Source organism: Bradyrhizobium sp. WSM3983 (assembly GCF_000473045.1).
Classification (GTDB): Bacteria; Pseudomonadota; Alphaproteobacteria; order Rhizobiales; family Xanthobacteraceae; genus Bradyrhizobium.
On record NZ_AXAY01000007.1, the window covers coordinates 85138 to 106553 of the forward strand.

A 21416-nucleotide genomic window follows, 5' to 3' on the forward strand; every position below is an offset into this window, starting at 1 on the left:
ATCCAATAGCGTGGCGGGCAAAACCATGCTGTCGTGCTCGCCGGTCTGAAATCCGGAGAGAGTTTACGAGATGCGCATACCTTGTTGGACGATCCTGGCGGGCGCGACGGTTCTCGGAGTCGTCCCGGCCTCGGCTCAACGCTACGATCCGCGTTACCCGGTCTGCCTTCAATCGTGGCACCAGCGGGGCCTCATCGTCGTCGACTGCAGCTACACTTCGATGGATCAGTGCCGGGCGACGGCTTCGGGACTCTCGGCCATGTGCCTGGAGAACCCATATTGGCGGGGATCGCCTGGCCACAATACCCGACGACAGCAAGGCGGCGTCTACTAAAGCGCGATGACAACGAGCGGCTGATGTCGGGCGACCAGTTCGAGTCGATCGCCTGCGGTCTGGCGCTGATCGGACACAGTCCGAGCCGGACCGCGGATGGCGGGCTCAAGCCGAAGGCGGGCGCGTGACCGCCCGCCTTCGCTTGCTCGACCTATGAGCTATTGCTTGATCTCCGGCTCCACGAGCCGCGCCAGGTTGCGCAGCGATTCCTGCCAGCCGAGATAGCAGGCTTCCGGCGGGATCGCGTCGGGAATGCCGGCCTGCGTGATGTCGAGCTCGGTGCCGACAAGGACTTTCTTCAGCGTCACCGTCACCTGGATCTCGCCGGGCAGGTTCGGATCGTCGAATTTGTCGGTGTAGCGGAGACGTTCGCCAGGGACGAGCTCCAGATATTCGCCGCCGAAGGCGTGGCCGTTGCCCGTCGTGAAATTCCGGAACGACATTCTGAAGGTGCCTGCGACCTTCGGCTCCAGATGATGCACGGTGCAGGTAAAGCCATTGGGCGGAAGCCATTTTGCCAGCGCATCCGCCTCCAGGAAGGCGCGATAGATTTTGTCCGGGCTGGTCGTGAGAACGCGGTGCAGGCGTACGGTGCTAGGCATGGTCGTTATTCCCTTTGAACTGATGGGCTCGACGTTATCGTCTGTTGCCCATTCATGCACCGAGGACGGACGAGATGCTGCCGATCCGACACGGCATCGCAGATTTTAGAGCCGCCGGAACCGGCGGCTTCGCTTATTGCGTGGCCGATCTGCGGCTCATCGCGTCCAGTCTTCACCTGCACACAATGTTCCCATGCAGCCCTGGACGTTGAGATTGCCTGACGGCAACAAGGTCACCGTGCTCGCGTAGGTCTTGCCGTCGTCGGCGTTGTAGATCCTGCCCGACCATTTATTGGCGCCGGCCGCCTGCATGTTGATGAAGAGAGAGATGCCGGCGATCTTCCGGCCGCGCAGCGCCGGATCGGAATTGTGGTCGTCGAGCTGCGGCTTCCCCGTCTTCTTATCTAGCGGCTCTTTCAGCCAGACGACCCGGCCGCACAGCGCGTTGCCGCAACGGCTCACCTTGATCTTCGCATCGCCAGACTGTGTCAGCCAGACGCCGGCGGGCTCGCTGACTGTTGCGGCTTCGGCATGTCCGAGCGGCTGGATGGACAACAGCGCTGCGAGCACGTGCCGGACGAGGGTGGAATGCATGGGAGCTCCATATTAGGTCAATTTTCATGAATTATTTCATGATAAACGATCAATATATCGCGTTTAAGGTTGAGTCAATCTGACCAAACATGCATAATGGGGGCTGGCAAGCGGCCTTGGATCAGCGGAGTGCTTGGAAATGGATGCGGTGGGGACATCGGTACGCGGGGGCCGGCAGCGCTGGTTTCGACGTCTCGATCTTGCGTTCTGGGTGCTCTGGGCGGCGTTGCCGGTGATCGTGTGGCTTGCCTATCGCGCCAACACGACCGCCTCGGCGTCGATCGCGGCCAGCCTTAGTCCGGAGCAAGCGAAATGCGCGGGCCTTGTCGCCAATCCGCTCGAGATGTCGCGCCAGGGCCAGCTGCTGTTCTGGACGCTGTTTTCGGTTCAGCTCTCGTTCTTCGCGGTGTTGATCGGCATCCTCCACCGCATGGTGCATCGATTCGCGCGCGGCCGGATCTTCGTGTCGGAGACGCTTCAGGGCGTGTGGTGGATGGGGATCATTCTGGTGATCTGGCCGTTCATTGACCTGATCACCAGCAACGCGGTGGCTTATGCCTTGCACGAGATCGGCGACATCAAGTTCTTCCTGCCGTCCTATAACGTGGACATCGGCACGATCGCAGGCGGCGTGTTTCTGATGGCGCTCAAATTCGTCATCGAGCACGCCATCCTGCTGCAGTCCGACAACGAACTGACGATCTGAGGTGAATGCTGGTGCCGATCGTCGTGAACCTCGATGTCATGCTTGCGAAGCGGAAGCGCCGCCTCGGTGACCTCGCCGACGCAATCGGCATTTCCATCCAGAACCTGTCGATCCTGAAGACCGGCAAGGCGAGAGCGATGCGCTTCTCGACCCTGGCCGCGATCTGCCGCGAACTTGACTGCCAGCCCGGAGACATCCTCGAGTATGTCGCGGGCGAGGAGAGCGATGGGGATGCAGGCGAGGGGAGCTGAGCCTTCTACGGCCAGGCAGCAGCAAACTCTGGCGAGCCGTGACGACGCGGCATGCATACCGCGCGATGTCCGTACAATTTGAGAGCATCTCGGCTCCGGTTCACACTCCGAAACATTCAAGCCGGATTTTTGCCTCTGGTCTCAGTGCCTGATCGACATTGTTGTCGCGGACGAAAACTTGCACAGGCCGCTCCCTTTGTTGAGGCTGCCTTGGTCGACCAGGCCCGCACGACAGCCGCGTGCACGGGGACGATTGGATCGGAGATGGCAGGAGCCGCGATGAGGTCGATCGGACATGGTCGCGTGGAGTGCTTATCGAGGGGACGCGACCTGACACGGGAGGTCAAATCGGCACTTGCCGAGGCCCCTCGACCTCAACTCAGCTGCCTGCGAGGTCTAGTCCACAAAGGCTGAAAATGTTCCGCTAATGCGGCAACCGCAATAAAATCGGGGCAAGCCTTGCAAATGTTGGTGATGAGGTATAACTCTGGGGGGTTCGTTTTGCCGCTGTGCCTTGTTGAACGCGCCCGCGGGCTCCTTTTCCAGAGACATCGACGAATTGAATTGGTTCTGCGTGAGCATCACGCGGAATGCGCGTTTGTGCGCTTTGGAGAAGAAAAATGACGACAGGTACTGTGAAGTGGTTCAACGGCCAGAAGGGCTTTGGATTCATTCAGCCCGACGACGGCGGCAACGATGTGTTCGTTCACATCAGCGCGGTCGAGCGGGCGGGTCTTGCGGGTCTCGCTGAAGGCCAAAAGGTCAACTTCGAGGCCAAGACCGACAAGATGCGGGGCAAGGTCAGCGCTGAGAATCTCTCGCTGGCTTAAGTCCTCCAGTGCCGTTTCACGGATGTACTGAAACGGCCATGCGACCCGCTCGATCCCTGGATTGAGCGGGTTTTGTTCGTTGCCAGAAGGGTGAAGGATGAGCGCCAGAAAATCGGCTGAACCGTCACCTGAAGGCATCGCGCGTTTGAACCGTCAACGCTTGGCTGCTCAAGAAGGTGCGCAAGCGATGGCCGATGCCGAAAAGCAGGCTGTCGACGTTCGCAAGAACATGGCGCGCCTTCGGGAGTTGCGCGAAGCCAAGGAAGCGGCCGACGCAACCCTTCAAGCATCGTTGCCGGCCGCGAGTCCGACCAAGCGCAAGAGGAAGCCGCCGCAATAGCCGACTTCAACTTCGCTGACGAACGACGGGAGAGGGCCGGTCACATGCCAGGGAGTGCGGATCGTGCCTAGAGTCAAATCGGACGGCGGTGGCACCATCACCTTCTTCCTCGCGCTCGGCGCGGGCCGACAGATGTGCCGACTTGCGACTACCTTTGCGACGCAGAAGCAGGCCTTCAGCTACCTTCAAAAATACCGGACGGAGTTCGAGCGCATCGCGCGGACGCGGCTGGATTCGGGAGAGCTCGAAGACGGCGTCGTCGTGCTGTCGATGCTCTAGAGTGCGTCTATCCTAGTCTTCGCTGCCTTTCGGCTTGGCCTCGCGGGCCAATCGCTCCGCCTTCAGCCGCTCGCGGTTCTCGTTGAAGGAGTGCTGGTCCTTCGCGTAGTCACTCATCGGCTTCTGCGTTTCGACGCGCTTGAACACCTTGTTGGCTTCACGCTTGGCTCGATCAGCGGTTTGATCTCTCAACATTTCGACCTCGATGTGATCAGCGAGCGTGTGACGACAGCTGCTGGACGCAATGCTTCCCGCCCGCAAGCTGATATGGATCGACTGTCGCCCTCAGAACGATGGGCGCACAATTGTTCAGCGTTGGGTAGGTCTTCTGCGAGGCGCTTAGTCACTCGCTGGGGGCGGCGCGCTCGCGTTTTTGAGAACACGCCGATCGAACGATTAACGGCTGGCGGTCGCGTCGGTTCCTCGATGTCGATTTTTTAGTTCAGCGTTGGTTGTTCCAACGTGGAGGCAGTCAGCAAAAAGGCCGCCGAAACCGGCGGCCTTTCGTCATTCTCTGTAAGGCCCGCTTACTCAGCCGCCTGCTTCTGCGGCGGGTCGAGCGCGCCGGACTTGTGGATTTCGGCGACCTGGTGGTCGCTGAAGCCGAGCACCGCGCGCAGAATCTCGTCGGTGTGCTCGCCGAGCAGGGGAGAGCGCTCCACGTCGCTCGGGGAGTCCGACAGCTTGATCGGGTTGCCGACCGAGATGTACTTGCCGCGGGTGGGGTGATCGACCTCGACCACGGTGCCGGTCGCGCGCAGCGACTGGTCTTCCGCGATCTCCTTCATCGACAGGATCGGGCCACAGGGGATGTCGTCCTTGTTGAGGATCTCCATCGCCTCGAACTTGGTCTTCGTCATCGTCCACTGCTCGATGCGGGCGAAGATTTCGTTCAGCCGCGGCAGGCGGGCCGCCGGCTTGGCGTAATTCGGATCGGTCTTCCAGGTCGGCTCGCCGATCACGTCGCAGATCTTCTCCCAGACCGGGGCCTGGGTGATGAAGTAGATGTAGGCGTTCGGATCGGTCTCAAAACCCTTGCACTTCAGGATGCGGCCGGGCTGGCCGCCGCCGGAATCGTTGCCGGCGCGCGGCACGGCATCACCGAACGGAATGCCTTCGCCGAACTGGCTGTATTCCCTGAGCGGACCATGGGCGAGGCGCTGCTGGTCGCGCAGCTTGACGCGGGCGAGGTTGAGCACGCCGTCCTGCATCGCGGCCGTGACGCGCTGGCCCTTGCCCGAATGGGTGCGGTGATAGAGCGCGGTGACGATGCCGAGCGCGAGGTGCAGGCCGGTGCCGCTATCGCCGATCTGCGCGCCTGTGACGAGCGGCAGGCCGTCGCGGAAGCCGGTGGTGGAGGCGGCGCCGCCGGTGCACTGCGCGACGTTCTCATAGACCTTGCAGTCTTCGTACGGTCCGGGGCCAAAGCCCTTGATCGAGGCGACGATCATCTTCGGGTTGATTGCCTGGATCTTCTCCCAGGGGAAGCCCATGCGGTCGAGCACGCCGGGGCCGAAGTTTTCGACCAGCACGTCGCACTTCTTGATGAGCTCGGTGAGGACTTCCTTGCCCTTGGGGTTCTTGGTATCGAGCGTGATCGAACGCTTGTTGTGGTTGAGCATGGTGAAATACAGGCTGTCCACGTTCGGGATGTCCTGCAGCTGGCCGCGGGTGATGTCACCCACGCCCGGGCGTTCCACCTTGATCACGTCGGCGCCGAACCATGCGAGCAGCTGCGTGCAGGTCGGTCCGGACTGGACGTGGGTGAAATCGAGAATGCGAACGCCCTCGAGCGCCTTGGTCATTTGTATTGCTCCGTACTCTATGTCTGCCCCTGCTAACCACAGGGAATAAAGGGTTGAGGGGTGGACTTACTTTTTCTTCTGCAGAACACTCTGCGGATTGAGGTTGCCGATGCGGCCGCTCTCCGAGCCGGCGGCCGGATCGATCACCGCGTTGATGAGCGTCGGCTTGCCCGAGGCCATTGCCTCGTTGACGGCGCGCTTGAGTTCGTCGGGCGAGGTCGCATTCACGCCGACGCCGCCGAAGGCTTCCATCATCTTGTCGTAGCGGGCGCCCTTGACGAACACGGTCGTCGCCGGATCGGCGTTGACGCTGTTGACGTCGGTGCCGCGATAGATGCCGTCATTGTTGAAGATGACGACGCAGATCGGAAGGTTGTAGCGGCAGATGGTCTCGACCTCCATGCCGGAGAAACCGAAGGCCGAGTCGCCTTCAACTGCGAGCACCGGGTGGCCGGTCTCGAGCGCGGCCGCGATCGCCTGGCCCATGCCGATGCCCATCACGCCCCAGGTGCCGACGTCGAGACGCTTGCGTGGGCGGTACATGTCGATGACGCCGCGGGCGAGGTCGAGCGTGTTGGCGCCCTCGTTGACGAGGATCGCCTCGGGATGATCCTTGATGACGTTCTTCAGCACGCCGAGCGCGCCGTGATAATCCATCGGCGACTTGTTGTTCATCAGCTTCGGCGCCATCTTGGCGACGTTCTCGTCGCGCTTGGTCACGATGGCCTTGGTCCATTCGGCGGGCGGGGCGGTCCAGCCCGAAGCGATTGCCTGGTTGAAGGCGGCGACGACCGAGCCGATGTCACCGACGACGGGCGCAACGATCTCGACGTTGGAGTCCATCTCACGCGGCTCGATGTCGACCTGGATGAACTTCTTGGGCGCTTCGCCCCAGTTCTTGCCCTTGCCGTGCGAGAGCAGCCAGTTCAGCCGCGCGCCGATCAGCAGCACGACGTCGGATTCTTTCAGCACGGTGGAACGGGCAGCACCTGCGCACTGCGGATGCGTGTCGGAGAGGAGACCCTTGGCCATGCTCATCGGCAGGAAGGGAACGCCGCTCTTCTCGACGAAGGTCTTGATCTCCTCGTCGGCCTGCGCGTAGGCCGCGCCCTTGCCGAGGATGATCAGCGGACGCTTGGCGCTCTTCAGCACGTCGAGTGCGCGCTTGATCGAAGCGGGCGAGGGGATCTGAGCAGGCGCCGCGTCGATCACTTTGACCAGCGACTTCTGGCCCGCGTCGGCGTTCATCACCTGGCCGAACAGCTTTGCCGGCAGGTCCAGATAGACGCCGCCCGGACGACCCGAGACCGCGGCGCGGATGGCGCGGGCGAGACCAATGCCGATGTCCTGGGCGTGCAGCACGCGATAGGCCGCCTTGCACAGCGGCTTTGCGATCGCGAGCTGGTCCATCTCTTCGTAGTCACCCTGCTGGAGGTCGACGATCTCGCGCTCGGACGAGCCCGAGATCAGGATCATCGGGTAGCAGTTGGTGGTGGCGTGCGCGAGTGCGGTGAGACCGTTGAGGAAGCCTGGCGCGGAGACGGTGAGGCAGATGCCGGGCTTCTTGGTGAGGTAACCGGCAATGCCTGCCGCATAACCGGCGTTCTGCTCGTGGCGGAACGAGATCATGCGAATGCCGGCGGCCTGGGCCATGCGGCCCAAATCCGTGATCGGGATGCCCGGCACATTATAGATGGTGTTGATGCCGTTCAGCTTGAGAGCGTCGATGACGAGATGAAAGCCATCCGTCAGTTCCTGCTCGGTGCCCGGTGCTTCGGACTTGGTCGCGGTGTTCAGCATGGGCCTTGTCTCCCTGGTCTCAAGATGACGGGGCGAATTTTTCGCCCTTCTGGTGAATGTTGCTGGTTAAAAGAGTTCCTGACCGTGCGCTTCGACATAAGCGGCAAGGCCAAGGGTGTGGTCGCGAGCGCGCTTCTCGGCGAGCTCGGTGTCGCGTGCCTCGAGCGCTTCGATCATGCCGAGATGCTCGGGCAGTGACGTCGCGGTGCGGTCCTTGCGTCCGATCGTCAGCTGGCGATAGCCGCGCACGTGCAACAGAAGATCGTTGGTGAGATCGACCAGCACCGGCGATTCCGACAACGAGATCAGCGCCTGGTGGAAGGCGATGTTGGCGCGCGAATATTCCTCGACGTGATCCTCGGGCAGGCGGTCCTTGCCAAAGTCCTTGAAATAGTCGCGCAGCGCCGAGATGTCCTTCTTGCGTGCGGTGGTGGTGATGAGGCGCGCCGCCATGCTCTCCAGCGCCGCCCAGGCGCGGATCATGTCGACGATCTCGCTCTTGGTCCGGCGCACCACCATGATGCCGCGGCGCGGCACGGTCTTCACGAAACCGTCCTGCTCGAGCATTGCGATGGCTTCGCGGATCGGCGTGCGGCTGACACCCAGACGCTCGGACAATGCGCGCTCGTCCAGCATCACCGGCTCGGGCGTCGAGTAGATGTCCATCTTGAGGATGGCTTCCTTCAAGGCGTCATACGCCTTGTTCTTGAAGCTGCTCTCCGGGGCAATACGAACGATTGCGATGTCTGCCTCGGCCATGTTCGGCAACGCCTTGGTTGGTTTCCGCAGTGACACGACGATTCTCCTCCAGTGGGAGTCGTCTTTTACAGGAATATTGCTGGAAAGTTTTTGGCATACCACATGCCAGAATGTCAAGCTGGCTATTTTTTGCGGCGTTCTAAGTGGTGCTCTGACTTGACAAGTTGGCTTCTGGCATACCAAATGCCATCGCTAGCCATTTTTGATCCAAGCTGGCGGAGTCATCAAGGCATTTCGCCGCTCCGTTCCGCAGCACGGAACAGAGCGCGGCGATGGCAAGTATCACGGGCAGCCGCATGACGCGCGCTTTGCAAAGCAAGAACTGAAGGTCAAGGGAGAAGCCATATGTCCAATTCCAAAGACGTCGTCCGCAAGGTCCTTGACCAGGTCAAGGCCGACAACCGCACCAGCCTGACCGCGCCGGAAGGCAAGGTGGTCTGCGACGCCTACGGCATTCCGGTGCCGAAGGAGGGCGTAGCGAAGTCGGCTGGCGAGGCCGGCAAGATGGCGTCCGCGATGGGCTTCCCGGTGGTGATGAAGATCGTCTCGCCGGATATTCTCCACAAGACCGAGGCCGGCGGCGTCATCGTCGGCGTCAAAACGGCGCAGGATGCCGAGAAGGCCTACGAGACTATTCTCGGCAACGCCAAGAAGTACAAGGCCGATGCCAAGATCGAGGGCATCCAGGTGCAGCAGATGCTGGCCGGCGGCACCGAAGTCATCGTCGGCTCGATCACCGACGGCTCGTTTGGCAAGCTGGTCGCTTTCGGCCTCGGCGGCGTGCTGGTCGAAGTGCTGAAGGACATTACCTTCCGCCTCGCGCCCGCGACCAAGGAAGACGCGCTCTCGATGCTCGACGGCATCCAGGCGCATGAGATTCTGAAGGGCGTTCGCGGCGGCGAGCCGGTGAACCGCACGGCGCTCGCCGAAATCATCGTCAAGGTCTCGCAGCTCGTCACGGATTTCCCTGAGATTGTCGAGCTCGACCTCAACCCTGTGTTCGCCACCGCCAAGGACGCGATTGCGGCCGACGTGCGCATCGTCGTCGACTTCGCCTATGTGCCCAAGCCGAAGCCGCGTCCGACCGAAGAGATCGTCGCGGCCATGAGCCGCATCATGCAGCCGAAGGCGGTCGCCGTGGTCGGCGCCTCTGCCGAGGACGGCAAGATCGGCAACTCCGTGATGAAGAACCTCATCAACGGCGGCTACAAGGGCGAGATTTATCCGATCCACCCGAAGGCTTCCGAGATCCTCGGCTACAAGGCGTACAAGAGCGTCAAGGACGTGCCGGGCGTGATCGATACGGCGGTGTTCGCGATCCCCGCGAAGTTCGTGGCCGCGGCGCTGACCGAATGCGGCGAGAAGAGGATCCCGGGTGCGGTGTTGATCCCGTCGGGCTTCGCCGAAGCCGGCGCGCCGGAACTGCAGGCCGAGATCGTCGAGGTCGGCAAGAAGTACGACATTCGCCTGATGGGGCCGAACATCTACGGCTTCTACTATACGCCCGCCAATCTCTGCGCGACCTTCTGCACCGCCTACGACGTCAAGGGCCACGCGGCGCTGTCGTCGCAATCGGGCGGCATCGGCATGGCCATCATCGGCTTCTCGCGCTCGGCGAAAATGGGCGTGTCGGCGATCGTCGGCCTCGGCAACAAGTCCGACATCGACGAGGACGATCTGCTCGCCTTCTTCGAACAGGATCCGAACACGAACCTGATCGCGCAGCACTGCGAAGACCTCAAGGATGGCCGCGCCTTCGCGGAAGCCGCCAAGCGCGTCTCCAAGAAGAAGCCCGTCATCGTGCTCAAGGCCGGTCGCACTTCGGCGGGCGCGAAAGCGGCCTCGTCGCATACCGGCGCGCTCGCCGGCAACGACAAGATCTACGAGGACGTCCTGGCGCAATCCGGCGTGATCCGGGCTCGCTCGCTGCGGCAGCTGCTCGAATTCGCCCGTGGCGTGCCGGTGCTGCCGACGCCGAAGGGCGAGAACGTGCTGATCATCACCGGTGCGGGTGGCTCGGGCGTGCTGCTGTCGGACTCCTGCGTCGACAACGGCCTGTCGCTGATGTCGATGCCGCCGGATCTCGACGCGGCCTTCCGCAAGTTCATCCCGCCGTTTGGCGCGGCCGGAAATCCTGTGGATATCACCGGTGGCGAGCCGCCGATCACCTACGTCAACACGGTGAAGCTCGGTCTGACGGATGAGCGCATCCACTCGCTGATCCTCGGCTACTGGCACACCATCGTCACGCCGCCGATGGTGTTCGCCCGCAACATGGTCGAGGTGAAGAAGGAGATGGAGGCCAAGGGTTTTGTGAAGCCGATCGTTGCCTCGCTCGCTGGCGACGTCGAGGTCGAGGAAGCCGCCGAATATCTCTACCAGAACGGCATCCCGGCCTATGCCTACTCGACCGAGCTGCCGGTCGAGGTGCTCGGCGCCAAATACAAGTGGGCCCGCGGCGCGGGCCTGCTCTGAGACGAAGACTTCCACCTCTCCCAGTTCTCGGCCGTTCTCGGGGAGAGGTGGAGACCGGTCAGGTCGCGATGGGCAAGAACGTGATCAGGCGCAAATCGCTCGAAACACGATCGGCATCGGAGGCCGATCGTGACGGCGGCGTGCAGTCGGTCGACCGCGCGCTGTCGATCCTCGAGACGCTGGCCGAGGACGACGAAGGCTATCGGCTGAGCGATCTCGCCGTCCGTACCGGCCTGTCAGCCTCGACCGTGCACCGCCTGCTGGCGACGCTGGAAAGCCGCCGCTTCGTGCAGTTCGACCGCGCCGAATCCAAATGGCATGTCGGCGTGCGCAGCTTTACTGTGGGCGCCAGCTTTGCGCGGCGGCGCAATTTTACCGCACAAGCCATTCCTTATTTGCGCAAGCTGCGCGATCTGACCCGCGAGACCGCCAATCTTGCGGTTGTCGACGACGAATTCATCATCGTGCTGACCCGCATGGAGAGCCGCGAGATCATGCGCTCGCTGACCAAGGTCGGCGGCCGCGTCGCGATGGTGACCTCAGGCGTCGGCAAGGCCGTGCTTGCGACCTATTCCGACGAGGATGTCGGCGCCGTCATTCGCCATCACGGCATGCCCAGGCTGACGGAAAAATCCATCGTGCGGCCAAGCGACCTCTTCAAGGAGCTCGCGACGATCCGAAAGCAGGGTTTTGCGGTGGACGACGAGGAGGCCGAGACGGGCCTGCGCTGCGTCGCAGCCGTGGTCTACAACGCGCTTGCCGAGCCGCTGGCGGCGATCTCCGTCTCGGGGCTGACCAGCCGCATCACCGACAGGCGGTTGCCGGAGATCGGCCGCGTGGTGCGCGATGTCGCTGCGGAACTCACGGCCGCGCTCGGGGGCGTGACGCCGGCGATCAAGGTTGATTGAGCCGGATGCGCTCCTTGGCCCGCCTTCAATAAATCAGGTATGGCGGCAAGAGCCCCGACATCGGTATATCCATCCACCGTTGTCGCGTCCTTTTGGGGAATGTCATGCCGTCTGAGTTCCGTTCGCCCCGTCTCGCTGTTCTGATCGATGCCGACAATACCTCCGCGAAGATCGCCGATGGTCTGTTCGAGGAGATTGCCAAGATTGGCGAAGCCAGTGTTCGCCGCATCTACGGCGATTTCTCCAATGCGCGGTCCAGGGGCTGGGCCGATATCCTGTCGAAACACGCCATCATCCCGCAGCAGCAGTTTGCCTATACGACGGGAAAGAATGCGTCCGACATCACGCTGGTCATCGACGCAATGGATCTGCTGCACAGCGGCCGGTTCGATGGTTTTTGCTTGGTCTCGTCCGACAGCGATTTTACCCGCCTCGCCGCCCGCATCCGGGAGCAGGGCGTCGATGTCTTTGGGTTCGGCGAACACAAGACGCCGGAGAGCTTCAGGCAGGCCTGCCGACGGTTCGTTTACACGGAGAACCTGCTTGCCGTCCCGGCGAACACCCAGGACGCCGCATTACGATCGACATCGCTTCAGCCGCCCGATGCCGCGACTCCTATCATCAAGAAGGTCATCACCCAGATGGAGAGCGAAGACGGCTGGGTGACGCTCGGAGAAGTCGGCCGGCAGCTTGCCAATTTGGCTTCCGATTTCGACCCGAGGACCTTTGGCTTCCGCAAGCTGAGCGACCTCGTGCGGAAGACGAATTCGTTCGAGATCGACGAGTCAAAGGGCCGCTCGATGCGGATTCGGGTCAAGCCCGCTGCCGCACCGCCGCCGAAAACGCGGAACCGGCGCAGACCTGCTCGGTCGGGGGCCGCAGGCGGTTCGACGCCTAAGGCGTAAGCAGGGTGTGCCTTGATATTTGAGCTTGCCCGGCTCGGCGCAGGGCGTAACCATCGTTGGACCGTAACGCCACGCGAGGGTCCTGATGACCAAACTCACCCGTTTTGCAGTCGCGCCGCTGCATGCGATGACGCGCCGCCTCGCCGATGTCGCCTCGGCGCGCATCGCGCCTGACCTCGTCGTTACGGGGGCGCGGGTGCTCTCGACCTATTCGGAACGCATTCATCCCGAGCGGGAGGTCTGGATCACCGGCGGCCGTATCGCCGCCGTGAAACCGGCCGGCACGGCGAAGAAGGCGTGGAGCGACGTTCCGGTTTACGATGCCGCCGGCGGGATCATCGCGCCGGGGTTGGTCGATCCGCACATCCATATCGAATCCTCGATGGTGACGGCCTGCGCCTATGCCGAGGCCGCACTCCTCAATGGCACCACCACGATCTTCTGCGACAGTCACGAGATCGGCAACGTCATGGACGTCGCCGGCGTCGAGGCGATGCTGGAGGACGCACGCGAAGCGCCGCTCTCGATCTTCTTGACGGTGCCCTCGACCGTGCCGGCAACATCGGCTGAATTGGAGACGGCGGGCGGCGATCTCACGCCCGACAAGATCGCCGGCCTGTTCGACCGCTGGCCCGAAGCCGTCGGGCTCGGCGAGAAGATGGACTTTGTGCCTGTGACGATGGGCGACGAGCGCAGTCATGCGATCCTGGCGGCGGCCCTGAAGCGCGGACGGCCGGTCTCCGGCCATGTCTATGGCCGCGAATTCGTCGCCGCCTATGCGGCGAGCGGCGTTACCGACACGCATGAAGCGATCGACCGCGACATCGCCGACGATCTGCTCGACGCCGGCGTCTGGGTGTTCTTGCGCGGCGGACCGCCGACCACGCCCTGGCACTCGCTGCCGCAGGCGATCCGCACCATCACCGAGCTTGGCGCCTCGCACAAGCGGACCGCTGTGTGCACCGACGATCGCGACGCCGATGATTTGCTTCTGTTCGGCCTCGACTGGGTGGTGCGCGAAGCGGTGAAAGCCGGGATGTCGCCGGAGCAGGCCTGGTCGATGGGTTCGTTGCACGGTGCCACGCGGTTCAACATGGAAGGCGATATCGGTGGCCTCGGCGGCAGCCGCCGCGCTGATCTCGTTTTGATGGACGACAATCTCAAGCCGCAATCGACCTGGTATGGTGGCGAGCTGGTGGTGGAGAACCGCAAGATCACGCCACGGCTCGATCAAGCGCTGTCGCAGCGCTATCAATACCCGAAGGCGGCCTATGTCACCGTGAAGCTGCCGGAGAAACTGAAGCTGACGCCGGAATTGCCAGCGAAGGCCTGCACCGTCAACGCCATCAAGACCGCGCTGCCGGGCATTACGCTGATCCATGAGAAAGTCGCGATCGAGCCGGCCAGGGACTGGCCGTCGCTGTTCGCCCGCTATGGCTTGTGCTTCGTCACGGTGGTCGAGCGCCACGGCAAGTCGGCAGGCAACGTCGCCTATGGCCTGCTGAAGGATTTTGGTCTGAAGCGTGGCGCGGTCGCCTCCAGCGTCGGACATGACAGCCACAACATCATCGTTGCCGGAACTAACGAGGGCGACATGCAGGTGGCGATCGCGGCGATCAAGGCGCAGCAGGGTGGTGTCTGCGTCGTCGCCGACGGCAAGGTGAGGGCGCTGGTCCCGCTGCCAATCGCGGGCCTGCTCTCCGACAAGCGCGTCACGGAGGTGGCCGAAGAGGTCAAGGTGCTGAAGCAGGAATGGGCCGAGGCCGGATGCACCATCCCCTACATGGGCTTCAATCTGATTCCGCTATCGGTCATTCCCGAAATCCGCATCACCGACAAGGGTCTGGTGCTGGTGCCGCAGATGGAGCTGGCGCCGCTGTTCGAGTGATCTGCTTTCACGTATTTCTCGATCTAACTGATTGAGACTACCGTAATTTCTCCACGGCTGCCGCATCGTGGAAAATAAAATCGATCTCGTTGAGATCGCATCCTGCGCACCCGATGATCTCGCTCGCTGACTTAAACCAAGCGAGGTCCGATATGGCGAAGATGCGAGCTATCGATGCGGCCGTGCGCATCCTGGAGAAGGAAGGCATCTCCACCGCCTTCGGCGTTCCCGGGGCGGCGATCAATCCGCTTTACTCGGCGCTGAAGAAGCGCGGATCGATCCGCCATATCCTGGCACGCCATGTCGAGGGTGCTTCCCACATGGCCGAGGGCTATACCAGGGCCAAGGCCGGCAATATCGGCGTCTGCATCGGCACCTCGGGGCCGGCCGGCACCGATATGATCACTGGGCTCTATTCGGCGATCGCCGATTCCATTCCGATCCTCTGCATCACCGGACAGGCGCCGCGCGCACGGCTCTACAAGGAAGACTTCCAGGCGGTCGATATCGAGTCGATCGCAAAGCCCGTGACCAAATGGGCGGTGACGGTGCGCGAGCCGGCGCTGGTGCCGCGCGTGTTCAGCCAGGCCTTTCATGTGATGCGCTCGGGCCGGCCGGGGCCGGTGCTGATCGACATGCCGCTCGACGTACAGCTCGCCGAGATCGAGTTCGACGACGAGACCTATGAGCCGCTGCCGGTCTACAGGCCGACCGCCACGCGAAAACAGATCGAGAAGGCGCTGGAGATGCTCAATGCGGCCGAACGTCCGCTGATCGTGGCGGGTGGCGGCATCATCAATGCCGATGCGTCGGATCTGCTGGTCGAATTCGCCGAGATCGCCAACGTGCCTGTGGTCCCGACGCTGATGGGATGGGGCGCGATCCCCGACGATCACGTGTTGATGGCCGGCATGGTGGGCTTGCAGACCAGCCACCGCTACGGCAATGCCACCATGCTGGAGTCCGATTTCGTGCTTGGCATCGGCAATCGCTGGGCCAACCGTCACACCGGCTCGGTCGAGACCTACACCAAGGGCCGCACCTTCGTGCATGTCGATATCGAGCCGACCCAGATCGGTCGCGTGTTCAATCCCGATCTCGGCATCGTCTCGGACGCGAAGGCAGCGCTCGAGCTCTTCGTCACCGTCGCCAGGGAGTGGCGGCGTTCCGGCAGGCTCCGCGAGCGCCAGGCGTGGCCCGCGGCCTGCCGCGACCGCAAGAAGACCATGCTGCGCAAAAGCCATTTCGACAACGTCCCAATCAAGCCGCAGCGAGTCTATGAGGAAATGAACAAGGCGTTCGGCCGCGACACCACCTATGTCACCGTAATCGGCCTCTCCCAGATCGCAGGCGCGCAGTTTTTGGGCGTCTACAAGCCGCGCAACTGGATCAATGCCGGCCAGGCGGGGCCGCTCGGCTGGACACTGCCGGCCGCGCTTGGCGTGCGCGCGGCGTGCCCGGATCGTGACATCGTCGCGCTCTCAGGCGATTACGACTTCCAGTTCCTGATCGAGGAGCTCGCGGTCGGGGCGCAGTTCAATCTGCCCTACATCCACGTCGTCGTGAACAACTCTTATCTAGGCTTGATCCGCCAGGCGCAGCGCGGCTTCGATATGGATTATCACGTCCAGCTCTCATTCGAGAACGTCAACGCGCCGGAGCTCAATGGTTACGGCGTCGACCACGTCGCGGTCGCCGAAGGCCTCGGCTGCAAGGCGATCCGCGTCACCGATCCCAAGGATACGCAAGCCGCATTCGCGACCGCGCGCGAGTTGATGAAGAAGCACCGCGTGCCCGTGGTTGTCGAGTTCATTCTCGAACGCGTCACCAATATCGCGATGGGTACGGAGATCGACAACATCGTCGAGTTCGAGGAGGTGCTGGACCTGCCGCTCGACGAGGTCGGGAAGAAGCGACCCGGCGTGTTGCAACCGGCTGAATAGGGGACAGCATCATGCCGAAATTCGCCGCCAACCTCACCATGCTCTTCAACGAGATGCCGTTTGTCGACCGCTTTGCCGCGGCGAAGGCGGCGGGCTTTTCCGGGGTTGAATATCTCTTTCCCTATGATTTCGACAAGGCGCTTCTGCGCGAGCAGCTTGAGGCCCACGGGTTGACCCAGGTGCTGCACAATCTGCCCGCCGGCAACTGGGCCGGCGGCGAGCGCGGCATCGCGATCATGCCCGATCGCACCGCCGAATTCCGCGACGGCGTGTTCCGCGCCATCGACTACGCCAAGGCGCTCGATTGCGACCAGCTTAATTGCCTCGTTGGCATTGCGCCTGTCGATGCCGATCCACGCGAACTGCAGGAGACGTTGGTTGGCAATCTGCGTTTTGCCGCCTCGACGCTGGCGCGGGAGAACATCAAGCTGCTGGTCGAACCGATCAACACGCTCGATATTCCCGGCTTCTTCCTCAACGGCACCGAGCAGGCGGTGCAGCTGATTTCCGAAGTGCGGTCGAACAATCTGTTCATCCAGTACGACATCTATCACATGCAGATCATGGAGGGCGATCTCGCCCGCACCATGCAGGAATATCTGCCGCAGATCGCGCACATCCAGCTCGCCGACAATCCCGGCCGCAACGAGCCCGGCACTGGCGAGATCAACTATCCCTTCCTGTTCCGCCATCTTGACGCGATCGGTTATCGCGGCTGGGTCGGCTGCGAATACAAGCCGCGAACCACGACGCTGGAAGGCCTCTCCTGGCACGCCGCGCAGACTTTCGAGACCTGAGGACGTCACAGCGGCAGTGCGCTCCCTCTCCCGCTTGCGGGAGAGGGCTGGGGTGAGGGTATCTCCGCGGTGGGGTTCGGGAGATGCGGTGAAGATCCCTGGACGGATAGAACCCTCACCCGGCACTGCGTGCCGACCTCTCCCGCAAGCGGGAGAGGTGCACCGAGCACGTGGTTGGATTTCGCCAACGCAACTGAGAGAAATCAAGACATGATCGACATCGGCTTTATCGGACTTGGCACCATGGGACGGCCGATGGCCGGCCATCTTCTGGCCGCAGGCCATCGCGTTCTCCTGCATGACGTCGCGCCGGTCGCGTCGGAGCTGGTAGCGGCGGGCGGCGTCGCATGCAAGTCTGCGAAGGAAGTGGCGGAGGAGGCCGACGCCGTCATCATCATGGTGCCGGATACGCCGCATGTCGAAGCCGTGCTGTTCGGCAAGGATGGCGTCGCGGGCGGCATCTCCAAGGGCAAGATCGTGGTTGACATGAGCTCGATCTCGCCGCTTGCGACCAAGGAGTTCGCGAAGAAGATCGAGGCGCTCGGCGCGGACTATCTCGATGCGCCGGTGTCGGGCGGAGAGGTCGGCGCCAAGGCGGCGAGCCTCACCATTATGGTGGGCGGGCCGGAGCGGGCCTTCAACACCATGAAGCCGATCTTCGACAAGATGGGCAAGAACGTCACGCATGTCGGCGCCAATGGCGATGGTCAGACGACGAAGGTCGCGAACCAGATCATCGTCGCGCTGACGATCGAGGCGGTGAGCGAGGCGCTGCTGTTCGCGTCCAAGGCCGGCGCCGACCCCGCGCTGGTGCGCAAGGCGCTGATGGGTGGCTTTGCCTCGTCGCGGATTCTCGAAGTGCATGGCGAGCGCATGGTGAAGCGCAATTTCGATCCCGGCTTCCGTATCGAGCTGCACCAGAAGGATCTCAATCTCGCGCTCGAAGGTGCCCGCGCGCTCGGCTTGTTCCTGCCCAGCACGGCGGTGGCGCAGCAATTGTTCTCGTCCTGCACCGCGCATGGCGGCAAGGGCTGGGATCATTCGGCGATGGTGCGGGCGCTGGAACTGATGGCGGGGCACGAAATCGCCGCGACCTGAACTGTTACGCGGTAACGCTCTCCGGATGTGATGCGACTTTCGTCGCAGCGGAACTGGAACAATGTTCCAGCCCCGCGGTTGAAGTCGCATCAACAAACACTGGAGAGTGTGGACATGAAGACCCGTCTTGCGATTTCGTTGGCTGCCGCGGCGCTGCTGGCGTCGAGTGCAGCCTTTGCTCAGTCGACGACCGAAGAGGGCGCCAGGAACGGCGCGCGCGCGGGCGGCGACGTCGGCGGTCCGGTCGGGGCGATGGTCGGCGGCACCGTGGGTGCGGCCGTCGGCGCGGGCCTGGAAATTCCGAATGCGATCCTCGGCGGAATCCCACGCGATGACTCGGTCGTGGTCCACGAGCGCGTCGTCGTCGGCGAGCCGCTGCCCCCGACCGTGGTGCTGCGTCCGGTGCCGAACTACACCGAGTATCGCTATGCGGTCGTGAACGATCGCCGCGTGATCGTCGAGCCGCGCACGCGCCGCGTTGTCAAGATCATCGACTGATCGGCGCATAAGCGACTGGAACATCGGGCTCCGCGGGGTGGCACTCCGCGGGGCTCTGTCGTCAAGGACTGGCGATCAGAGCGGCTCGCGCACGCCGAGGCCATGCATGAAGCGCTCGCGAATCTGCACGGGATCCCTGCGGGTGGTGCCGACGCCGGGCTTATCGTCGATGCGCAGCGCGATCAGGCTGGGCTCGTCGGCCGACATGGCCTCGTCGATCAGCCGCTCGAAATCCTCCTCGTCCGCCGCCCAGGCACTCTTGCCGAGACCCGAGCCCAAGGCGATGGCGACGAGATCGGCAACACCCGCGGCCGGCGTCGGCTGCGCGCCGGTGATCTGGTAGATGCCGTTGTCCATCACGATCATGATCAGGTTCTTTGGCTTCAGCGCCGCGATGGTCGAGAGCGCGCCGAGCTGCATCAGCAGCGAGCCGTCGCCTTCGAGCGCGAAGACGCGGCGGTCGGGTTGGGCCAGCGCGACGCCAAGCGCGATCGGGAAGGCGAGACCCATGCTGCCCAGCATGTAGAAATTCTGCGGCCGGTGGCCGGCGGCCCAGAGATCAAAATTGGTGTTGCCGATGCCGCCGACTACCGCTTCTTCGTGCTTCAACTTCGCGATCAGGCGCTTCGTCACATCGAAACGGTTCATCACTTTGGTGTTGGGCGCGTTCATGGCCGGGCTCACTTGTCAAAGACCTTGCCGCCCGTGAGCAGCGGGTTGAGGATCAGCGCCACCGGCGCCTGCGTCGTGACGGCCTGCTTGATCGAGCGGTCGGCGATGAATTCGAGCTCGTCGAGCCGGGTGATGGTGTGGTGCTCCAGCGCGAGCGAATCCAGCACCGGGCGCATGGTGCGGCAGACCAGCGACTGGCCGTAATTGAATTCGCCGAGCGTGCCGCGCTCGGACACGAACATGATCAGCGGAATCTGGTAGGGCACCGCGAGCGAGGCGAGCGTGTTGGCGAGCGTCGCAAAGCCCGAGGTCTGCATCAGGACCGCGCCGCGTCGTCCACCCATCCAGGCGCCCGAGACGATGCCGACGGCCTCTTCCTCGCGGGCGGTCGCAAAGGTCGTGAAGAAGGGATCGGCGTGCAAATTCTTGATCAACGGCGTCAGCACGCGGTCGGGCACGTAGGGAATGATGCTGATCTCGTTCCGCTTCAGGGTCTGCAGGACGATGCTGTGCCAGCTTCTGTCGCCGGACCCTGGTCCCGGCTGGGACGAGGTCTGCTGTTCCGCAGTCGCCATCGCGTTCTCCCTTCAGCCGCGCAGGTTTCTTGGATTTGACCATTGTCTTGATCGTCGCGGCGGTCTGCCGAAACTTGACGGAGCGGGCAGGATTGTCAACATGTCCGGGCCGGCACCGTGATCTGCGCCAGACGGCCTGCCGTGACCGGCACCGCCATGCCATAAGTGGGATAATGAGAAAGCGGGAGGGACGCATGGACGGGGCGCGCATCGCGCAGGCCTTGCGGGTCTCCACGAGAGAACCGGAAGGGTCCTGGATGTCGGTCAACAGCAAGCGTGTCTTCTACGTCAAATACCTGGCCAATCCGATCTACGTCGACATCCTGAAGGCGCGGCCCGACGTGCGGCTCGACCGCATCGAGAACGAGAGCCCCGAGGACCTCTACGCCCCGATCCTGAGCGCGGCCCATGTCTACCAGATCGGCGCCGCCCGCGACGAGCTGGCGCCGCATTTCCATGTCGACGCTTCCTTCCTGAAGCGCACGCCGAACCTGCTGCTGGTCTCCAGCAACGGCGCCGGTTTCGACCCCGTCGACGTCGAGGCCTGCACGGATGCGGGCGTGCTGGTCGTGAACCAGTCGGGCGGCAACGCGCATTCGGTCGCCGAGCACGCGCTGGCGATGATGCTGACCTTGTCCAAGCGCATCATCCAGTCCGACCGTCGCTTGCGCCGTGAATCCAATGTCAACCGCAACGAGCTCGTCGGCAACGAGGTCGAGCACAAGACCGTCGGCATCATTGGTCTCGGTAATGTCGGCCGCCGCATCGCAGCACTCTGCAAGGGCCTGCTCGGCATGAAGGTGCTGGCCTACGATCCTTACCTCACGGCCGAGGTGATGGCCGCGCGGGGCGGCGAGAAGGTCGAGCTCGACGAGCTGCTGCGCCGCGCCGATTTCGTTTCGATCTCCTGTCCGCTCAACAAGGGCAGCCGCAGCATGATCAGCGTGCGCGAGTTCGGCCTGATGCAGCCACACGCTTATTTCATCACCACCGCGCGCGGGTTCATTCACGACGAGGACGCGCTGCTTGGGGCGCTGCGCGACAAGCGCATTGCGGGTGCCGGCCTCGACGTCTGGTCCAAGGAGCCTCCGCCGCCGGAGCACCCGCTGCTCCAGTTCGACAACGTGCTCGCGAGCCCGCACACGGCAGGCGTCACGAACGAGGCACGCCAGAATATGGGCCGTATCGCCGCCGAGCAGGTGCTGGAGACGCTCGACGGCAAGCGTCCGCCGCGCACCATCAATCCCGAGGTCTGGCCTGTTTATGCCGAGCGCTTCAAGCAGGCCTTTGGCGTCACGCCGGGATAGGGCGCGAAGGGCTATTGCGCTCCAATCATTGGTTACCACGATCAAAATGC

The 21416-nt window shown here is 63.1% G+C and carries 23 protein-coding genes; 15 read left to right on the forward strand and 8 right to left on the reverse strand.

Features of this window, described 5'->3' with window-relative positions; genetic code table 11:
- Positions 1 to 70: 70 nt before the first annotated feature.
- Positions 71 to 334 carry a DUF3551 domain-containing protein gene (locus YUA_RS48130; protein ID WP_084292495.1) on the forward strand — a complete coding sequence of 88 codons (264 nt, stop codon included), beginning with the start codon at positions 71 to 73 and terminating at the stop codon, positions 332 to 334.
- A gap of 158 nt (positions 335 to 492) precedes the next feature.
- Here YUA_RS48130 and YUA_RS0113325 read toward each other — a convergent pair whose 3' ends face one another.
- Entirely contained in the window at positions 493 to 936 is a 444-nt protein-coding gene (locus tag YUA_RS0113325) for an SRPBCC family protein (protein ID WP_027531147.1), read from the reverse strand.
- Between the two features lie 156 nt (positions 937 to 1092).
- On the reverse strand, positions 1093 to 1530 hold the full coding sequence (locus tag YUA_RS0113330; protein WP_084292497.1) for a DUF2147 domain-containing protein: 438 nt from the start codon (positions 1528 to 1530) through the stop codon (positions 1093 to 1095).
- 139 nt (positions 1531 to 1669) lie between these two features.
- Between YUA_RS0113330 and YUA_RS0113335 the strand changes: the two genes are divergently transcribed.
- The 5 genes from YUA_RS0113335 to YUA_RS0113360 all read left to right on the forward strand — a co-directional run bounded on the left by YUA_RS0113335 (position 1670) and on the right by YUA_RS0113360 (position 3936).
- Positions 1670 to 2236 (forward strand): DUF2975 domain-containing protein, encoded by a 567-nt coding sequence (locus YUA_RS0113335; RefSeq protein WP_027531149.1) that lies wholly within the window; start codon positions 1670 to 1672, stop codon positions 2234 to 2236.
- Positions 2237 to 2241: 5 nt separating this feature from the next.
- A complete protein-coding gene (locus YUA_RS0113340; protein WP_198029411.1) occupies positions 2242 to 2487 on the forward strand; it encodes a helix-turn-helix transcriptional regulator in 246 nt (81 codons plus the stop codon).
- Positions 2488 to 3107: 620 nt separating this feature from the next.
- Positions 3108 to 3317, forward strand: coding sequence for a cold-shock protein (locus tag YUA_RS0113345; RefSeq protein WP_026201564.1), 210 nt, complete (start codon positions 3108 to 3110; stop codon positions 3315 to 3317).
- Positions 3318 to 3414: 97 nt separating this feature from the next.
- Entirely contained in the window at positions 3415 to 3657 is a 243-nt protein-coding gene (locus YUA_RS48135) for a transcriptional regulator (protein ID WP_084292499.1), read from the forward strand.
- 54 nt (positions 3658 to 3711) lie between these two features.
- Entirely contained in the window at positions 3712 to 3936 is a 225-nt protein-coding gene (locus YUA_RS0113360; protein WP_027531151.1) for a hypothetical protein, read from the forward strand.
- 12 nt (positions 3937 to 3948) lie between these two features.
- On the opposite strand, the gene YUA_RS0113365 is transcribed toward YUA_RS0113360, so the two are convergent.
- The 4 genes from YUA_RS0113365 to YUA_RS0113380 all read right to left on the reverse strand — a co-directional run bounded on the left by YUA_RS0113365 (position 3949) and on the right by YUA_RS0113380 (position 8300).
- Complete coding sequence (locus tag YUA_RS0113365; protein WP_027531152.1) at positions 3949 to 4131, reverse strand: hypothetical protein; 183 nt, start codon at positions 4129 to 4131, stop codon at positions 3949 to 3951.
- Positions 4132 to 4463: 332 nt separating this feature from the next.
- Positions 4464 to 5741 carry a formyl-CoA transferase gene (frc, locus tag YUA_RS0113370; protein ID WP_027531153.1) on the reverse strand — a complete coding sequence of 426 codons (1278 nt, stop codon included), beginning with the start codon at positions 5739 to 5741 and terminating at the stop codon, positions 4464 to 4466.
- A gap of 66 nt (positions 5742 to 5807) precedes the next feature.
- Positions 5808 to 7541: an oxalyl-CoA decarboxylase gene (gene oxc / locus YUA_RS0113375; RefSeq protein ID WP_027531154.1), complete on the reverse strand. Its 1734-nt coding sequence runs from the start codon at positions 7539 to 7541 to the stop codon at positions 5808 to 5810.
- Positions 7542 to 7607: 66 nt separating this feature from the next.
- The gene (locus YUA_RS0113380) at positions 7608 to 8300 is read right to left on the reverse strand and encodes a GntR family transcriptional regulator (protein WP_198029421.1); all 693 of its coding nucleotides are present in this window, start codon (positions 8298 to 8300) and stop codon (positions 7608 to 7610) included.
- Between the two features lie 345 nt (positions 8301 to 8645).
- On the opposite strand from YUA_RS0113380, the gene YUA_RS0113385 reads away from it, so the two are divergent.
- The 8 genes from YUA_RS0113385 (at position 8646) to YUA_RS0113420 (ending at position 18812) form a co-directional block, all read left to right on the forward strand.
- Positions 8646 to 10775, forward strand: a complete 2130-nt coding sequence (locus YUA_RS0113385; RefSeq protein ID WP_027531156.1) for an acetate--CoA ligase family protein — start codon at positions 8646 to 8648, stop codon at positions 10773 to 10775.
- A gap of 68 nt (positions 10776 to 10843) precedes the next feature.
- Positions 10844 to 11683 (forward strand): IclR family transcriptional regulator, encoded by an 840-nt coding sequence (locus YUA_RS0113390; protein ID WP_027531157.1) that lies wholly within the window; start codon positions 10844 to 10846, stop codon positions 11681 to 11683.
- 104 nt (positions 11684 to 11787) lie between these two features.
- Positions 11788 to 12588, forward strand: coding sequence for an NYN domain-containing protein (locus YUA_RS0113395; protein WP_027531158.1), 801 nt, complete (start codon positions 11788 to 11790; stop codon positions 12586 to 12588).
- 85 nt (positions 12589 to 12673) lie between these two features.
- Positions 12674 to 14476 (forward strand): adenine deaminase, encoded by a 1803-nt coding sequence (locus YUA_RS0113400; protein ID WP_027531159.1) that lies wholly within the window; start codon positions 12674 to 12676, stop codon positions 14474 to 14476.
- Between the two features lie 152 nt (positions 14477 to 14628).
- A complete protein-coding gene (gene gcl, locus YUA_RS0113405; protein WP_027531160.1) occupies positions 14629 to 16419 on the forward strand; it encodes a glyoxylate carboligase in 1791 nt (596 codons plus the stop codon).
- A gap of 11 nt (positions 16420 to 16430) precedes the next feature.
- The gene (gene hyi / locus YUA_RS0113410) at positions 16431 to 17216 is read left to right on the forward strand and encodes a hydroxypyruvate isomerase (protein WP_027531161.1); all 786 of its coding nucleotides are present in this window, start codon (positions 16431 to 16433) and stop codon (positions 17214 to 17216) included.
- A 210-nt stretch (positions 17217 to 17426) separates the two neighbouring features.
- Positions 17427 to 18314: a 2-hydroxy-3-oxopropionate reductase gene (locus YUA_RS0113415; protein ID WP_027531162.1), complete on the forward strand. Its 888-nt coding sequence runs from the start codon at positions 17427 to 17429 to the stop codon at positions 18312 to 18314.
- A gap of 114 nt (positions 18315 to 18428) precedes the next feature.
- A complete protein-coding gene (locus YUA_RS0113420) occupies positions 18429 to 18812 on the forward strand; it encodes a DUF1236 domain-containing protein (protein WP_027531163.1) in 384 nt (127 codons plus the stop codon).
- A 75-nt stretch (positions 18813 to 18887) separates the two neighbouring features.
- Here the strand turns inward: YUA_RS0113420 and YUA_RS0113425 are convergent, their stop codons facing one another.
- Positions 18888 to 19484, reverse strand: a complete 597-nt coding sequence (locus YUA_RS0113425; RefSeq protein ID WP_027531164.1) for a thiamine pyrophosphate-dependent enzyme — start codon at positions 19482 to 19484, stop codon at positions 18888 to 18890.
- Between the two features lie 8 nt (positions 19485 to 19492).
- Entirely contained in the window at positions 19493 to 20059 is a 567-nt protein-coding gene (locus YUA_RS0113430; protein WP_027531165.1) for a thiamine pyrophosphate-binding protein, read from the reverse strand.
- A 257-nt stretch (positions 20060 to 20316) separates the two neighbouring features.
- On the opposite strand from YUA_RS0113430, the gene YUA_RS0113435 reads away from it, so the two are divergent.
- Positions 20317 to 21366, forward strand: a complete 1050-nt coding sequence (locus YUA_RS0113435) for a hydroxyacid dehydrogenase (protein ID WP_027531166.1) — start codon at positions 20317 to 20319, stop codon at positions 21364 to 21366.
- Positions 21367 to 21416 lie beyond the last annotated feature (50 nt).

Excerpts from the sequence above, each read along its gene's own strand:
- YUA_RS48130 (WP_084292495.1), top strand. The coding sequence starts at position 71 with ATGCGCATACCTTGTTGGACGATCCTGGCGGGCGCGACGGTTCTCGGA.
- YUA_RS0113325 (WP_027531147.1), bottom strand. The coding sequence starts at position 936 with ATGCCTAGCACCGTACGCCTGCACCGCGTTCTCACGACCAGCCCGGAC.
- YUA_RS0113330 (WP_084292497.1), bottom strand. The coding sequence starts at position 1,530 with ATGCATTCCACCCTCGTCCGGCACGTGCTCGCAGCGCTGTTGTCCATC.
- YUA_RS0113335 (WP_027531149.1), top strand. The coding sequence starts at position 1,670 with ATGGATGCGGTGGGGACATCGGTACGCGGGGGCCGGCAGCGCTGGTTT.
- YUA_RS0113340 (WP_198029411.1), top strand. The coding sequence starts at position 2,242 with ATGCTGGTGCCGATCGTCGTGAACCTCGATGTCATGCTTGCGAAGCGG.
- YUA_RS0113345 (WP_026201564.1), top strand. The coding sequence starts at position 3,108 with ATGACGACAGGTACTGTGAAGTGGTTCAACGGCCAGAAGGGCTTTGGA.
- YUA_RS48135 (WP_084292499.1), top strand. The coding sequence starts at position 3,415 with ATGAGCGCCAGAAAATCGGCTGAACCGTCACCTGAAGGCATCGCGCGT.
- YUA_RS0113365 (WP_027531152.1), bottom strand. The coding sequence starts at position 4,131 with ATGTTGAGAGATCAAACCGCTGATCGAGCCAAGCGTGAAGCCAACAAG.
- frc (WP_027531153.1), bottom strand. The coding sequence starts at position 5,741 with ATGACCAAGGCGCTCGAGGGCGTTCGCATTCTCGATTTCACCCACGTC.
- oxc (WP_027531154.1), bottom strand. The coding sequence starts at position 7,541 with ATGCTGAACACCGCGACCAAGTCCGAAGCACCGGGCACCGAGCAGGAA.
- YUA_RS0113380 (WP_198029421.1), bottom strand. The coding sequence starts at position 8,300 with ATGGCCGAGGCAGACATCGCAATCGTTCGTATTGCCCCGGAGAGCAGC.
- YUA_RS0113385 (WP_027531156.1), top strand. The coding sequence starts at position 8,646 with ATGTCCAATTCCAAAGACGTCGTCCGCAAGGTCCTTGACCAGGTCAAG.
- YUA_RS0113390 (WP_027531157.1), top strand. The coding sequence starts at position 10,844 with ATGGGCAAGAACGTGATCAGGCGCAAATCGCTCGAAACACGATCGGCA.
- YUA_RS0113395 (WP_027531158.1), top strand. The coding sequence starts at position 11,788 with ATGCCGTCTGAGTTCCGTTCGCCCCGTCTCGCTGTTCTGATCGATGCC.
- YUA_RS0113400 (WP_027531159.1), top strand. The coding sequence starts at position 12,674 with ATGACCAAACTCACCCGTTTTGCAGTCGCGCCGCTGCATGCGATGACG.
- gcl (WP_027531160.1), top strand. The coding sequence starts at position 14,629 with ATGGCGAAGATGCGAGCTATCGATGCGGCCGTGCGCATCCTGGAGAAG.
- hyi (WP_027531161.1), top strand. The coding sequence starts at position 16,431 with ATGCCGAAATTCGCCGCCAACCTCACCATGCTCTTCAACGAGATGCCG.
- YUA_RS0113415 (WP_027531162.1), top strand. The coding sequence starts at position 17,427 with ATGATCGACATCGGCTTTATCGGACTTGGCACCATGGGACGGCCGATG.
- YUA_RS0113420 (WP_027531163.1), top strand. The coding sequence starts at position 18,429 with ATGAAGACCCGTCTTGCGATTTCGTTGGCTGCCGCGGCGCTGCTGGCG.
- YUA_RS0113425 (WP_027531164.1), bottom strand. The coding sequence starts at position 19,484 with ATGAACGCGCCCAACACCAAAGTGATGAACCGTTTCGATGTGACGAAG.
- YUA_RS0113430 (WP_027531165.1), bottom strand. The coding sequence starts at position 20,059 with ATGGCGACTGCGGAACAGCAGACCTCGTCCCAGCCGGGACCAGGGTCC.
- YUA_RS0113435 (WP_027531166.1), top strand. The coding sequence starts at position 20,317 with ATGTCGGTCAACAGCAAGCGTGTCTTCTACGTCAAATACCTGGCCAAT.